Genomic DNA, 13,566 nt, shown 5'->3' with positions numbered 1-13,566 from the left:
TAAGAAAACGACACTATGAAAGCCTCTATTCTGACTAAGCTAGAAACGCTAGTAGAACGTTACGAAGAAGTTCAACATCTTCTTGGTGATCCTGATGTAATTGGAGATCAGGACAAATTCCGTGCTCTATCAAAAGAGTACTCTCAGCTAGAAGAAGTAACTAAGTGCTTCCAAGCTTACCAACAAGCTCAAGACGATCTTGCTGCCGCTGAAGAGATGGCAAAAGAAGACGACGAAGAAATGCGTGAAATGGCTCAAGAAGAGATAAAAGACGCGAAAGAAGCGATTGAACGTCTTGCTGATGAGTTGCAAATTCTTCTTCTTCCAAAAGATCCAAATGATGATCGTAACTGTTTCCTTGAAATCCGCGCTGGTGCTGGCGGTGATGAAGCAGGTATCTTCGCTGGCGACCTATTCCGTATGTACAGCAAATACGCAGAAAAGCGTGGCTGGCGCATTGAAGTGATGTCTTCAAACGAAGCGGAGCACGGTGGTTACAAAGAGATGATCGCGAAAGTGAGCGGCGACGGTGCCTACGGCGTGCTGAAGTTTGAATCTGGCGGTCACCGTGTACAACGTGTACCAGCGACAGAATCTCAAGGTCGTGTGCATACTTCTGCGTGTACAGTAGCGGTCATGGCGGAAATCCCAGAGGCGGATCTGCCAGAAATCAAAGCGGCAGACCTAAAAATCGATACGTTCCGTGCATCTGGCGCGGGTGGTCAGCACGTTAACACCACGGATTCTGCAATCCGTATTACTCACTTACCAACGGGTACAGTGGTAGAGTGTCAAGACGAGCGTTCACAGCATAAGAACAAAGCGAAAGCGATGGCAGTACTGGCTGCTCGTATCGTTCAAGCGGAACAAGAGCGTCGTGCGGCAGAAGTGTCTGACACGCGTCGTAACCTACTAGGTTCTGGTGACCGCAGTGACCGTATCCGTACTTACAACTACCCGCAAGGCCGTGTTTCTGACCACCGAATCAACCTAACCATCTACCGTTTGAACGAAGTGATGGAAGGCGACCTACAAAGCTTGATTGACCCAGTGGTTCAAGAACACCAAGCAGACCAACTAGCGGCGCTAGCTGAGAACGCTTAATCGATGAGCCAAGTTCAATCCATTGAGCAAGCACTGAAAAGTGCGACGGCAAAACTGACAGAAGGCGGCAAAGAGTCGCCTTCTCTCGATGCAGCTGTCCTTCTTTGCCATGTTCTTGGCAAACCGCGAACCTATTTGCTAACGTGGCCAGAAAAAGCATTAGAACCAGAGCAACAAGCGCAGTTTGATGCTTTACTCGCAAGGCGCTTAACAGGCGAACCCGTTGCTTACATTATTGGTGAGCGCGAGTTTTGGTCTCTACCTCTCAAAGTTTCTCCTACTACCTTGATCCCAAGACCAGACACCGAGCGTTTGGTGGAAGTTGCTTTGGATAAAACCTATGGGCAGACCGGATCGATTCTAGATCTAGGCACGGGGACAGGAGCAATTGCGTTGGCATTAGCGTCTGAGCTACCGAATCGTCAGGTAATGGGAGTTGACCTCAAACAAGAGGCCAAAGAGCTTGCTGAGTACAATGCCGCGCAGCTAAACATCAAAAATGTGACGTTTGACCAAGGTAGCTGGTTCGAGCCTATTGCAGAGGGAACAAAGTTTGCTTTAATTGTTTCCAATCCGCCGTATATTGACGAGAAAGATCCGCATTTATCCCAAGGTGACGTTCGTTTTGAGCCAAAATCCGCGCTGGTCGCTGATGAAAATGGCTTAGCGGATATTCGCCATATCTCCGATTTGGCTCGTCAGTATCTTGAAGAGGGCGGTTGGCTTGCCTTCGAACACGGTTACGACCAAGGCGAGGCGGTTCGTGAGATCATGAGTGGCTTTGGTTATCAGCAAGTTGTCACCGAAAAAGATTATGGTGGGAATGATCGAGTGACCCTCGGTTGCTACCAGCCTTCATAAGAACGAGCAAGTCAGCAGTAATTTATTAAAAGAGAAGAAAAATGTACGTAGCTCTAAAACATATTCACCTTGTCACCATCGCACTGAGTGCCACATTGTTGTCGATTCGATTCGCGTTAATGATGATGAACTCTCCAAAGCGCAACCATCGTTTTCTGAAAGTTTTTCCACACATTGTTGATACCGCGCTGTTGTTGTCAGGTGTTGCTTTGATCTTTGTTACTGGCTTCATTCCATTTACAGACTCAGCACCTTGGCTAACCAACAAGATCACGTGTGTGTTGGCGTACATTGCTCTGGGCTTCTTCGCTCTGAAATTAGCTAAAAATAAATTGCTGCAAATTTTCGGTTTCTTTGGCGCACTCGGTTGGTTGGTCATGGCGGCTAACATCGCCGTGTCTAAGAGTCCAACTTTATTTGGGTAATCGTCATGCTTGAGTTTTTTGACGAAGATTTTGACAACATGGCGCTGGTGGAAGGAGCGTTAGAGCTCAATAAATCCGTTAATCCAGAAACCAACGTCCATTGGGCTAAGCAAGAGCTAGAGCGTCTGTACCAAGAAGCAGAAGCAACGCTTATCCATGAAACAGATGAAGAGCAGCGTTTCGACTCTTTCCTACGTCTGTTTTTCCATGAGTGGGGCTTCAAAGGTGACGACCAAGAGTACTTTATCTCTGACAACAGCTTTATCGATAAAGTGCTAGAGCGTAAAAAAGGTATACCGGTCAGCTTAGGTGCAATTTTATTGTACTTAGGCAATCGCCTTGGCTTCCCTATGAAAGGTGTGACATTCCCAACTCAGTTCCTAATTAAAGTGGATTGGATGCACAAAACACCAGACTACATTAACCCGTTCAACGGGGAGTATGTTGGTGAGAAAATCCTTCAAGCTTGGTTAATCGGTCAAGAAGGACCGTTAGCGCAACTTAAACCAGAACATTTTGACGAAGCGGATAATCCGACAGTGATTGGTCGCTGGTTGGCGTTGATTAAAAGCGCGATGCTGAGAGAAGAGCGTTACACACTGGCGCTGCGCTGTACTAATCTGGCGTTGACCTTTGTGCCAGATGACCCATACGAGATTCGTGATCGCGGTTTTATCTTCCAACAGCTTGAGTGTCATCAGGTCGCGGTATCTGACTTTCAGTACTTTATTGACCAATGTCCCGACGATCCTGCGTCTGAGCTACTAAAATCACAAGTTAATGCGATGAGTGAAAAACACGTCACGCTTCACTAATTTTATCGGAGTGCCCAAGCGTGGCATACCGTGGACAGAAAAAAGAGAATCATAATGGAACAGAAAATCGTTAATATCGGCGACATTCAGGTTGCTAACGACAAGCCATTCACCCTATTTGCAGGTATGAACGTTCTTGAGTCTCGTGATCTTGCTATGCAGATCTGTGAGCATTACGTAAAAGTAACAGACAAACTGGGCATTCCTTACGTATTCAAGGCGTCGTTCGACAAAGCAAACCGCAGTTCTGTTCATTCATACCGTGGCCCAGGCCTTGAAGAAGGTATGAAAATCTTCCAAGAGCTAAAAGACACTTTTGGCGTTAAGATCATCACTGACGTTCACACAGAAGCACAAGCTCAACCTGTCGCTGACGTGGTAGACGTTATTCAGCTTCCTGCATTTCTAGCTCGTCAAACGGACCTAGTTGAAGCAATGGCGAAAACAGGCGCAGTGATCAACGTGAAGAAACCTCAATTTATGAGCCCTGGTCAAGTGGGTAACATCGTTGAGAAATTCGCGGAATGTGGTAACGACAAGATCATCCTATGTGAGCGCGGTTCTTGCCACGGTTACGATAACCTAGTTGTAGACATGCTTGGCTTTGGTGTAATGAAGAACGCGTCGAAAGGTAGCCCAATCATCTTTGACGTAACACACTCACTACAAATGCGTGACCCATCAGGCGCAGCATCTGGCGGCCGTCGTGAGCAGACAGTTGAGCTTGCAAAAGCGGGTCTAGCGACAGGCATTGCGGGTCTATTTATCGAAGCGCACCCGAACCCAGATCAAGCACGTTGTGATGGTCCATCTGCACTGCCTCTAGACAAACTAGAGCCATTCTTGGCGCAAATGAAGTCACTAGATGACTTGATTAAGAGCTTTGAAAACATCGATATCAAGTAATGAATCGTTACTGTTCATGATGAAAAATAAAATAGCCAACCTAGAGTTGGCTATTTTTTTATCTGATAATCCGTAAATTCTCAAACTTGTTACTGATGAATTTGTTATTGCTAAACAATGCATCATAATTATGAAATCAATGTGTTAGGGTGCGCGTGGTTTTCAAATAGCTCTAATGTTTGAAAATGTGCATCAGTAATCCCGATAAGAAAAAGGAAAAAAAATGAATCAGCGTCTGATTATCAAAACCGCTTTGAGTGCCGCTATTTTGGCCTCGCTGGCTGGATGTGCTTCGCAACCTGCTCATGAATGGAATGCAGATACCACTTATAAATTGACTGTCTTACACACCAACGATCACCACGGTCGTTTTTGGCAGAATAAACACGGTGAGTACGGCATGGCCGCGCGCAAGACGTTGATCGATGATCTGCGTGATGAAATTCAAGCAGAAGGAGGCAGCGTGCTGTTACTGTCTGGTGGTGATATTAATACCGGCGTTCCTGAATCCGATTTACAAGACGCTGAGCCAGATTTCAAAGGCATGAGTAAGATTGGCTACGACGCGATGGCGTTAGGCAATCACGAATTTGATAATCCGCTAGACGTGCTATTCAAACAGCAAGATTGGGCTAACTTCCCAATGCTGTCAGCCAACATTTACGACAAAAAAACGGGTAAGCGCTTATTCCAACCTTACGCGATGTTCAATAAGCAAGGCATTAAAATTGCGGTTATTGGTCTGACAACAGAAGATACCGCGAAGTTGGGGAACCCTGAGTTTATCGGTCAAGTAGACTTCCGCGACCCGAAAGCGGAAGCGAAAGAGCTGATTGCAGAACTGAAAAAAACAGAAAATCCGGATCTGATTTTCGCTGTCACGCACATGGGTCACTACGAAAATGGCAACCGTGGCATCAATGCGCCGGGTGATGTAGCTTTGGCGCGTTACCTCAATGAAGGCGATTTGGACATGATTGTGGGTGGTCACTCACAAGAGCCCGTTTGTATGGAAGGTCCTAACGTTATCAAAAAGAACTTTAAACCGGGTGATGAGTGTCAGCCAGACCAACAAAACGGTACTTACATTGTTCAGGCGCATGAGTGGGGTAAATATGTTGGCCGTGCCGATTACGAATTCCGTAACGGCGAACTATCAATGGTGAGCTACGATCTTATTCCTGTAAACTTGAAGAAAAAAATCAATGTGGATGGTCAATCACAACGTGTGTTTGTTCAAGATGAAATTACTCAAGACAAAGCGATGTTGGACTTCCTTCGTCCTTTCCAAGAAAAAGGCCAAAGCCAGCTGAATGTGAAAATTGCGGAATCAAACGGTAAGCTAGAGGGTGACCGTGATGTCGTGCGATTCCAACAGACGAATCTAGGTCGTTTAATTGCAACGGCTCATATGGAACGTGCAAAAGCTGATTTCGCAGTGATGAACTCAGGTGGTGTGCGTGATTCTATTGAAGCTGGTGAAATCACATACAAAGATGTGCTGACCGTGCAGCCATTTGGCAACATGGTTTCTTACGTCGATATGTCTGGTCAAGAAGTCTTGGATTACCTAAATATTGTTGCAACCAAGCCAGTTGATTCAGGTGCTTACGCGCAGTTTGCGGGTATCTCTATGCGTATTGAAAATGACAAAGTCACCAATGTATTTATCGGTAACAAGCAACTGCGTTTAGATGGTCGCTACCGCTTCACAGTACCAAGTTACAACGCTTCTGGTGGCGATGGTTACCCTAAAATTGATACGCACCCTGGCTACGTCAACACAGGTTTTACCGATGCAGAAGTCTTGAAAGACTATCTAGAAAGCCATAGCCCAATTGACGTTAACGAATACGCACCTTCTGGTGAGGTGATGTTCCAAACAAACAATGTTGTCAATCAATAGAGTTAGATTGCGAAAAAGCGTTTGACTCAAACTCGCTGATATCATTAACTAAAAGCGCAGCTCCCATTGATGGTGGCTGCGTTTTTTATTTTTATAAGGAGAATCTTGATGACTCCGGCCATTAATCTTGCGAAAAAGAAAAAAGTTCCTCACACCATTCACCAGTATGAACATGACCCGAGAGCAGACAGCTATGGGTTAGAAGCGGCTGAAGTGTTGGGGCAAGATCCTAAAAAAGTATTCAAAACCCTGTTGTTTTGCCTTAATGGCGAGCCAAAAAACTTGGCAGTAGCCATCATTCCTGTGGATCAAAAACTGAATCTAAAATTGGCAGCCAAAGCAGCAAAGGGTAAAAAAGCCGACATGGCAGACCCAGACATCGCTCAAAAGACAACGGGTTATGTAGTTGGCGGCATTAGTCCACTTGGACAAAAGAAAGCGTTGCCAACCTTTCTACATGAAAGTGCAAAAGAACAAGAGACGATTTGTGTGAGCGCGGGTAAACGAGGCTTAGAAATTGAGCTTGCTCCGCAAGATCTTGTTGCTTTGACCAGAGGGCAGTTTGCCCCATTATGCTTGTAAGCCAGTTTGGGTTGAATGACCAACAAAGAAAAAGGACGCGAAAGCGTCCTTTATTGTTATTTTTTGAGGCTTAATGTGCCACTAGTGCGTTTTGCCGGTTTACTTGTCGTATTCGGATTGACGTAATGCTGCTTCGGTTTGCTCGGTGTTTGAGGCTTGTTTTGCGGTCTGCCATGCTCACCTTGTGGCTTCGCACGTTCACCTTGAGGTTTCGCTTTGTAATGCTCTTTCGCAGGGCGTGAGTTTTCATCATCACGTTGACGGCGCTTTTGCTGGCCTTTTTTAGAGTTAGGTGCATGACGGAACTCGTCAGCATTATTACCACGGAAGGTGCGCGTTTTTTGATTGCGACGAGCAGTCGAACCTTGGTTCTCTTCACGGCTATCAAACAGTTTCGCATCAGTCGCTTTACGAATATTACGACCTCGAGAATCTGTCTTTGACGCTTCCTCGGTACCAACTGAGCCATCGCACATTGCTAAAATTTCTGCGACTTCGTCATCGGTTAGGTAACGCCATTTACCATTTGGAATACCATCTAGAGAGATGTTCATGATGCGTACGCGGCGAAGTTTAAATACTTCGTAGCCGAGTGCTTCACACATACGGCGGATCTGACGGTTTAGGCCTTGCGTCAAAACAATACGGAAAGAGAACTTGGTTTCTTTCGTAACTTTACAAGGGAGCGTTACGGTATCGAGGATTCGAACACCGCTCGACATCTGTTTTAGGAATTCGTCCGTAATCGGCTTGTCGACACGCACCACGTATTCTTTTTCGTGGTTGTTACCAGCGCGCAGAATCTTATTTACGATGTCGCCATCGTTAGTCAAGAAGATCAAACCATCCGAAGGTTTATCGAGTCGACCAATTGGGAAAATACGCTTTTTGTGACCGATGAAATCGACGATATTGCCGGGGATATCACGCTCAGTCGTACAGGTGATGCCTGTTGGCTTGTTGAGGGCGATGTAAATCGGCTTTTCTTTTGAAGCGACAGGCTTGCCATCAACACAAACGTCGTCACCAGGTAGTACTTTGGTGCCCATTTCTGGCTGTTTGCCGTTAATGGTCACTCGACCTTCTTCGATCAGTTTATCGGCAGCGCGACGCGAGCAAAAGCCCGTTTCGCTGATGAATTTATTTAAGCGTTTCGCGTTGTCTTGTGACATATCGGTCTCCTAACGTTTCACAACGGCGGTGAATTTGATGACCCTTCCCGCGAGTGGGAAGGGGAAATAAGGTCGGGCATTCTAGCACCGAGGAGAAACTTAACCTAACCGTTTTTGATGACGTTCGCGGTTTTCTAGTTTCTTGTCTGCGCTTTTTCTTAGCAATACATAAACAGCACCACTGCCACCGTGAAAGCGTTGTGCACTGTGCACGCATTGCACTTCTTTTATTTGTTGTAACCAACTGCTGACGAAGCTTTTCATTAGTGCTGGTGGATTCGAACGTTCGCCGCGGCCGTGCACAATCACAACAGTACGAATATCCATTGAGATACATTGCTTTAAGAACTTCACTACTTCATCACGTGCTTCTTTCAGCGTTTTACGATGCAAGTCTAAACGGGCTTGGATAGGGTAATTGCCAAGGCGAAGTTTGCGAAATACACCATCTTGAACACCATCTCGTTTGAACTCGACGAAGTCATCGGGTTTGAGCATTTCCGCATGATCGAGAGAAAGGTATTCTGGGTCATCTTCGGTGAGCCAAATCGCTGCTTCGCGTTTGGCAATATGTGCATCAGTCACTTGGTGGACTTTTTTGTGTTCAGCAGTGTCTTGGTTGATTGGCTTAACATCGCCCATCATCTGTTGAAACAGTTCAAAATCGTCATTGTGAGACATAGTGGCAATCTCATAAGAACAGGATAGGTAGGTAGGATTATATCAACGAGATGTGGCAGAAGATCAAATAAAAAACCGGAGCAGGCAAGTAACCGGCTCCGGTGCAAAGCGTTTCTAGAGCTAAGCGAGATCTAGTGAGGAGATTTGTCGTTCATGATCTTATAGATGAAGAAACCGCCGTAAAACAGCATCAGACCAAATGCCCCAAAGATTACTATCATTGACGATAGACCCACTGCATTACCAAATAGGAGATCAAGCCAAAAGTCCATATGTTTCCTCCAAGATATTCCCGACAGGCATAAAACTAAATGGCGGTGTTTTTTTGCACACTGATCTGGATCAATTATGTTGCTAAGGTTAATAAACTGTGTTTTATTGTGGGTTATCAATCACATTTTACGTGCTAGTGTTCAGTTATTCATCAAACGAATTAAGACATTACGTTTTTTTGCAAAAAGCACTTGCGTCTCCGATCAGAATCCGTAATATACGCATCGTTGACGGGGACAAGACCCCAGTTAAAGATCTCGGTGAATAGCGCAGCTTGGTAGCGCATCTGGTTTGGGACCAGAGGGTCGGGGGTTCGAATCCCTCTTCACCGACCATTTTCAAAGAAGCCGCAGCAGAAATGCTGCGGCTTTTTGCATTCTATGCATTTGCATTCGAACATCGGGTCGGGGTCTGGGAGCCCAGCCGCGTCGAATCTCTCTTCACCGACCATTTTTAGAAAGCCTGCTCAATGAGCAGGCTTTCGTCGTTCTAGCGCTAGCAATTTGAGAGGTCAATGGTATAGAGCTAAATAGGGTTTGCCTGAAGTTAGAACATGGCTCTTCATCGACCATATTAAGAAAAAGGCTCTACAGAAATGTAGAGCCTTTTTCGCATGTGTAATGATGGTTTTGGCTGGGTTTTAAATATTGCACTTTGCTTTGCGTGTTTTACCAAGCGAGGTAATTTCAAATCCCCGTTGTGCGAGCAAATCGATAAGGTTGTCTTTCCCCACCAGATGCAGACTTCCAACCACAACGGTGTAGCGACCTGACTTTTTAGGCAGCACACTGCCAGTATCGAGTTTTTTCGCCCAATCACGGTTGCGAGAATATAAGAACGCTTCGTTAAAATCTGCCGTCGCTTTGTCTGTTAAAGATGCCTCTTCCAGCATACTGCCATCACCACTTTTCCAGCTTTCTATCAAACACTGTACAAGCTTGTCACCACCTTCGTATTCGTCTATCGAGGACAGCAGCATTTCTTGCCCACCATTTGGCTGACCAGCAATAAGATCGATTTGAAACTGCACCGATTCTAACGAGAGGACAGGGAGGTGCTTTTTCTCTGCTAAACCAATTAGATGCATGTCTACACCTTTGTCTGATACGTAGCCAAGCTTATTGACTAGCGCGAGTTGGATGGTCAGAGCTGCGGTCCAAGGTGGCGCATTGAGAAGTTGCGCTTCTGCCATGCCTAGATCTTTGGCGATGTTCACTAACAGTTGGCGTTGAGTTTTGTCGAGTACGTCTTTAGAGAGAATCGAACTCACTGGGTACACCACACCTTCAGAGCTTCTTACATCGGCCTCAATAACTAAGCCCGAGCTTTGTTCCAAAAACTTAGTGATGTTTTTCGGAAGTGGATACATGCTTTTATCACCGACATGTACGGAGCCGATAATCATGTATTCCGTGTCGCCTTTTTTAGCTCGCCAGTGTTGAGGCTCAGCGTAGGACGAAAAGGAGGTAAAGATAACAATAAGAGATGACATCAGTATCATTAGGCGAAACATAGTTTTTATCCTCGGCTGAATCTTATGGTGAGACTCTGATTTCAGCATCTACAACTCACAGGGGATATTACTTTATACCCAAATAAAGCTTAGACACCAGAGCTTACTTTAAAACTCTTTTTTGCAACGATTGGATAGACCAACCAATCGACAAAAACGTCATTTCAAACAATATTGACGAGTTTTGACACGCTAAAAATGAGATTGACTTCACGAAAGCTAAATTGGTGAGTTTGTTATTAATGGTTCACAAAATAATCAGATGTGATCCGAATCCTACAAAGTCATACCAAATCAATCGGAATCGGTGATTTAGATCGCAACAAACTCGTCAAAATAAGTTGTTCGATTTTGACGTTGGTTGTAAGTGCATGAAATAAATGTGTTTATATTTTTTCTTGGTGAGTGGAGTTTGAGCTGGATCACTTCTTACTTTTATTTATTTTACGCTTAGAAATAACTGCTTGTATGTTGAATGACATTGTTGAGCACCTCAGATTTGGGTGCTTTTAAATTGCGTAATTGTCGTTTTGAACCACTGACTTTTTGGGGAAAGTAAGATGTTGAAACCTAGTTTGATTGCTGCTTCTGTTATCACAACACTAGCAGGTTGTTCTGCTCTGCAAAGCTCTGAGCAACAAGTTGTAAATTCACTGGCTGATAACCTTGATATCCAGTATCAAGTGCTCACTAACCATGGTGCTAATGAGGGGCTGGCATGTCAGGATTTGGGCGCTGAGTGGGCATCTTGTAACAAGGTCAACATGACGCTAGTAAACCAAGGCGAAGCAGTTAACTCAAAAGATTGGGCGATCTACTTTCACAGCATTCGTTTGATCCTAGATGTCGACAATGAACAGTTTAAAATCTCTCGCGTAACGGGTGATCTACACAAACTTGAACCAACTGATAAGTTTGATGGTTTTGCAGCGGGTGAAGAGGTTGTCCTGCCTCTGATCGGTGAATACTGGCAGCTTTTTGAAACAGACTTTATGCCGGGTGCATTTGTTGCAGCGCCAAACGCTGAACCTAAAATGATTGCTTCTCTCAATACTGAAGATGTGGCTTCTTTTGTCACTGGTCTTGAGGGTAATAACCTAAAACGTACACCAGATGACAACAACATCTTTGCCAGTGCGGTATCGCGTTTCGAGAAGAACGACGACTTAGTGAAACAAGACGTCTCCACGACGTTGTTACCAACGCCAATGCACGTTGAGGCGGGCAAAGGCAAAGTCGATATTACAGAAGGTATTGCGCTGCCTAAAGACGTATTTGATGCGGCTCAGTTCGCAGCGATTCAAGATCGTGCAGAAGTGGTAGGTGTGGATGTTCGTGGTGATCTTCCTGTAAGCATCACTGTTGTTCCTGCAGACTTCACCGGTGAATTAGCAAAATCGGGTGCTTACGAAATGAGCATCAACGGCGACGGTATCGCGATTAAAGCATTTGATAAAGTGGGTGCTTTCTACGCGGTACAATCTATCTTTGGCCTGGTAGATAGCCAAAATGCTGATTCTCTACCACAACTGTCCATCCAAGACGCACCACGTTTTGACTACCGTGGCGTGATGGTGGATGTGGCTCGTAACTTCCACTCTAAAGATGCCATCCTTGCAACGCTAGACCAAATGGCGGCGTACAAGATGAACAAACTGCACCTTCACCTAACGGATGATGAGGGTTGGCGTCTTGAAATTCCGGGTCTGCCAGAGCTGACTGAAGTAGGTTCTAACCGCTGTTTTGACCTTGAAGAAAAAAGTTGCTTGTTGCCACAACTAGGTTCTGGCTCAACTTCTGACAACTTCGGTTCAGGTTACTTCAGCAAAGCAGATTACGTGGAAATCTTGAAGTATGCGAAAGCACGTAACATCGAAGTAATTCCTGAAATTGATATGCCAGCACATGCTCGAGCAGCAGTTATCTCAATGGAAGCACGTTACAACCGCCTAATCGAAGAAGGTAAAGAAGCGGAAGCGAACGAGTACCGTCTGATGGATCCTCAAGATACATCGAACGTAACAACGGTTCAGTTCTACAACAAGCAGAGCTTTATCAACCCATGTATGGAATCTTCCACTCGCTTCGTAGATAAAGTGATTTCAGAAGTCGCAGCAATGCACCAAGAAGCGGGCGCACCGCTAACAACATGGCACTTTGGTGGTGACGAAGCGAAGAACATTAAGCTAGGCGCTGGTTTCCAAGATGTGAACGCTGAAGACAAAGTAAGCTGGAAAGGTACGATTGACCTGTCTAAACAAGACAAGCCATTCGCACAGTCTCCACAATGTCAGACGCTAATTGCAGACGGTACGGTAAGCGACTTTGCTCATCTACCAAGCCACTTCGCAGAAGAAGTGTCGAAGATTGTGGCTGAGAAAGGCATTCCAAACTTCCAAGCTTGGCAAGATGGCCTTAAGTACAGCGAAGGTGAGAAGGCATTTGCAACCGAAAACACACGCGTTAACTTCTGGGACGTTCTGTACTGGGGCGGTACTTCATCAGTGTACGAGTGGTCTAAGAAAGGTTACGACGTGATCGTTTCTAACCCTGATTACGTGTACATGGATATGCCATACGAAGTAGACCCGAAAGAGCGTGGCTACTACTGGGCAACACGAGCAACAGATACTCGTAAGATGTTCGGTTTTGCGCCAGAGAACATGCCTCAGAACGCGGAAACCTCAGTTGACCGCGATGGCAATGGCTTTACTGGTAAAGGTGAAATCGCAGCGAAACCTTTCTACGGTCTATCTGCACAGCTTTGGTCTGAAACCGTACGTAACGATGAACAGTTCGAGTACATGGTATTCCCACGCGTACTTGCTGCAGCAGAGCGTGCATGGCACCGTGCTGAGTGGGAAAACGACTACAAAGTGGGTGTTGAATACTCGCAAAACTCGAACCTAGTAAACAAAGCCGCGCTAAATCAAGACTACAACCGCTTTGCGAACGTACTTGGTCAACGTGAGTTAGCTAAGTTAGAGAAATCTGGTATCGACTACCGCCTACCAGTACCAGGTGCGAAAGTAGAAGATGGCAAGCTAGCAATGAACGTTCAGTTTCCTGGCGTGAAGCTTCAATACTCTCTAGACGGCAAAAACTGGCTGAATTACGCAGACAATGCTCGTCCAAATGTGAAAGGTGAAGTGTTCATCCGATCTGTATCGGCAACAGGTGAGAAAACAAGTCGTGTGACTAGCGTAAAATAATACGATTCTTGTAAGTTAATTTTTGGCAAAGCCTCAACGCATGTTGAGGCTTTCTTTATTTTTAAGGGAAATTAAGTGTGATCGAAGTCTTAATGTTTTGCATTGATAAATAAGTT

12 protein-coding genes and 1 tRNA gene are annotated in these 13,566 nt (G+C 45.4%); 9 read left to right on the top strand and 4 right to left on the bottom strand.

The features are described 5' to 3' along the window. Window positions 1-15 precede the first annotated feature (15 nt). The 7 genes from prfA (at window position 16) to ybaK (ending at window position 6,599) form a co-directional block, all read left to right on the top strand. A complete protein-coding gene (prfA, locus tag NL646_RS16555) occupies window positions 16-1,104 on the top strand; it encodes a peptide chain release factor 1 (protein WP_005456867.1) in 1,089 nt (362 codons plus the stop codon). Window positions 1,105-1,107: 3 nt separating this feature from the next. Then, the gene (gene prmC, locus NL646_RS16550) at window positions 1,108-1,965 is read left to right on the top strand and encodes a peptide chain release factor N(5)-glutamine methyltransferase (RefSeq protein ID WP_025795290.1); all 858 of its coding nucleotides are present in this window, start codon (window positions 1,108-1,110) and stop codon (window positions 1,963-1,965) included. A 41-nt stretch (window positions 1,966-2,006) separates the two neighbouring features. Continuing rightward, window positions 2,007-2,390, top strand: a complete 384-nt coding sequence (locus NL646_RS16545; protein ID WP_005468486.1) for a SirB2 family protein — start codon at window positions 2,007-2,009, stop codon at window positions 2,388-2,390. A 5-nt stretch (window positions 2,391-2,395) separates the two neighbouring features. Beyond that, on the top strand, window positions 2,396-3,205 hold the full coding sequence (locus NL646_RS16540; RefSeq protein WP_005481357.1) for a SirB1 family protein: 810 nt from the start codon (window positions 2,396-2,398) through the stop codon (window positions 3,203-3,205). 54 nt (window positions 3,206-3,259) lie between these two features. Continuing rightward, a complete protein-coding gene (kdsA, locus tag NL646_RS16535) occupies window positions 3,260-4,111 on the top strand; it encodes a 3-deoxy-8-phosphooctulonate synthase (protein ID WP_005457350.1) in 852 nt (283 codons plus the stop codon). Between the two features lie 223 nt (window positions 4,112-4,334). Then, window positions 4,335-6,017, top strand: coding sequence for a bifunctional UDP-sugar hydrolase/5'-nucleotidase UshA (gene ushA / locus NL646_RS16530; protein WP_253664462.1), 1,683 nt, complete (start codon window positions 4,335-4,337; stop codon window positions 6,015-6,017). Between the two features lie 108 nt (window positions 6,018-6,125). Then, the gene (ybaK, locus tag NL646_RS16525) at window positions 6,126-6,599 is read left to right on the top strand and encodes a Cys-tRNA(Pro) deacylase (RefSeq protein WP_005481362.1); all 474 of its coding nucleotides are present in this window, start codon (window positions 6,126-6,128) and stop codon (window positions 6,597-6,599) included. Window positions 6,600-6,655: 56 nt separating this feature from the next. On the opposite strand, the gene rluF is transcribed toward ybaK, so the two are convergent. The 3 genes from rluF to NL646_RS16510 form a co-directional block, all read right to left on the bottom strand. Continuing rightward, the gene (gene rluF, locus NL646_RS16520) at window positions 6,656-7,771 is read right to left on the bottom strand and encodes a 23S rRNA pseudouridine(2604) synthase RluF (RefSeq protein ID WP_005496155.1); all 1,116 of its coding nucleotides are present in this window, start codon (window positions 7,769-7,771) and stop codon (window positions 6,656-6,658) included. Window positions 7,772-7,870: 99 nt separating this feature from the next. After that, the gene (gene smrA / locus NL646_RS16515) at window positions 7,871-8,452 is read right to left on the bottom strand and encodes a DNA endonuclease SmrA (RefSeq protein WP_253664461.1); all 582 of its coding nucleotides are present in this window, start codon (window positions 8,450-8,452) and stop codon (window positions 7,871-7,873) included. A 131-nt stretch (window positions 8,453-8,583) separates the two neighbouring features. Then, entirely contained in the window at window positions 8,584-8,724 is a 141-nt protein-coding gene (locus NL646_RS16510; RefSeq protein ID WP_005489851.1) for a DUF3149 domain-containing protein, read from the bottom strand. Window positions 8,725-8,983: 259 nt separating this feature from the next. Between NL646_RS16510 and NL646_RS16505 the strand changes: the two genes are divergently transcribed. Next, a tRNA-Pro gene (locus tag NL646_RS16505) sits at window positions 8,984-9,060 on the top strand. A gap of 305 nt (window positions 9,061-9,365) precedes the next feature. On the opposite strand, the gene NL646_RS16500 is transcribed toward NL646_RS16505, so the two are convergent. Beyond that, complete coding sequence (locus NL646_RS16500) at window positions 9,366-10,238, bottom strand: TraB/GumN family protein (RefSeq protein WP_253664460.1); 873 nt, start codon at window positions 10,236-10,238, stop codon at window positions 9,366-9,368. Between the two features lie 560 nt (window positions 10,239-10,798). Between NL646_RS16500 and NL646_RS16495 the strand changes: the two genes are divergently transcribed. Next, window positions 10,799-13,450, top strand: a complete 2,652-nt coding sequence (locus NL646_RS16495; RefSeq protein WP_253664459.1) for a beta-N-acetylhexosaminidase — start codon at window positions 10,799-10,801, stop codon at window positions 13,448-13,450. The last annotated feature ends 116 nt before the right edge of the window (window positions 13,451-13,566 follow it).

Source organism: Vibrio sp. Y20_XG_PY13 (assembly GCF_024181925.1).
Lineage (GTDB): Bacteria > Pseudomonadota > Gammaproteobacteria > Enterobacterales > Vibrionaceae > Vibrio > Vibrio parahaemolyticus.
Note: the sequence above shows the minus strand (reverse complement) of the source record. Positions and strands in the feature narration are given on the sequence as shown.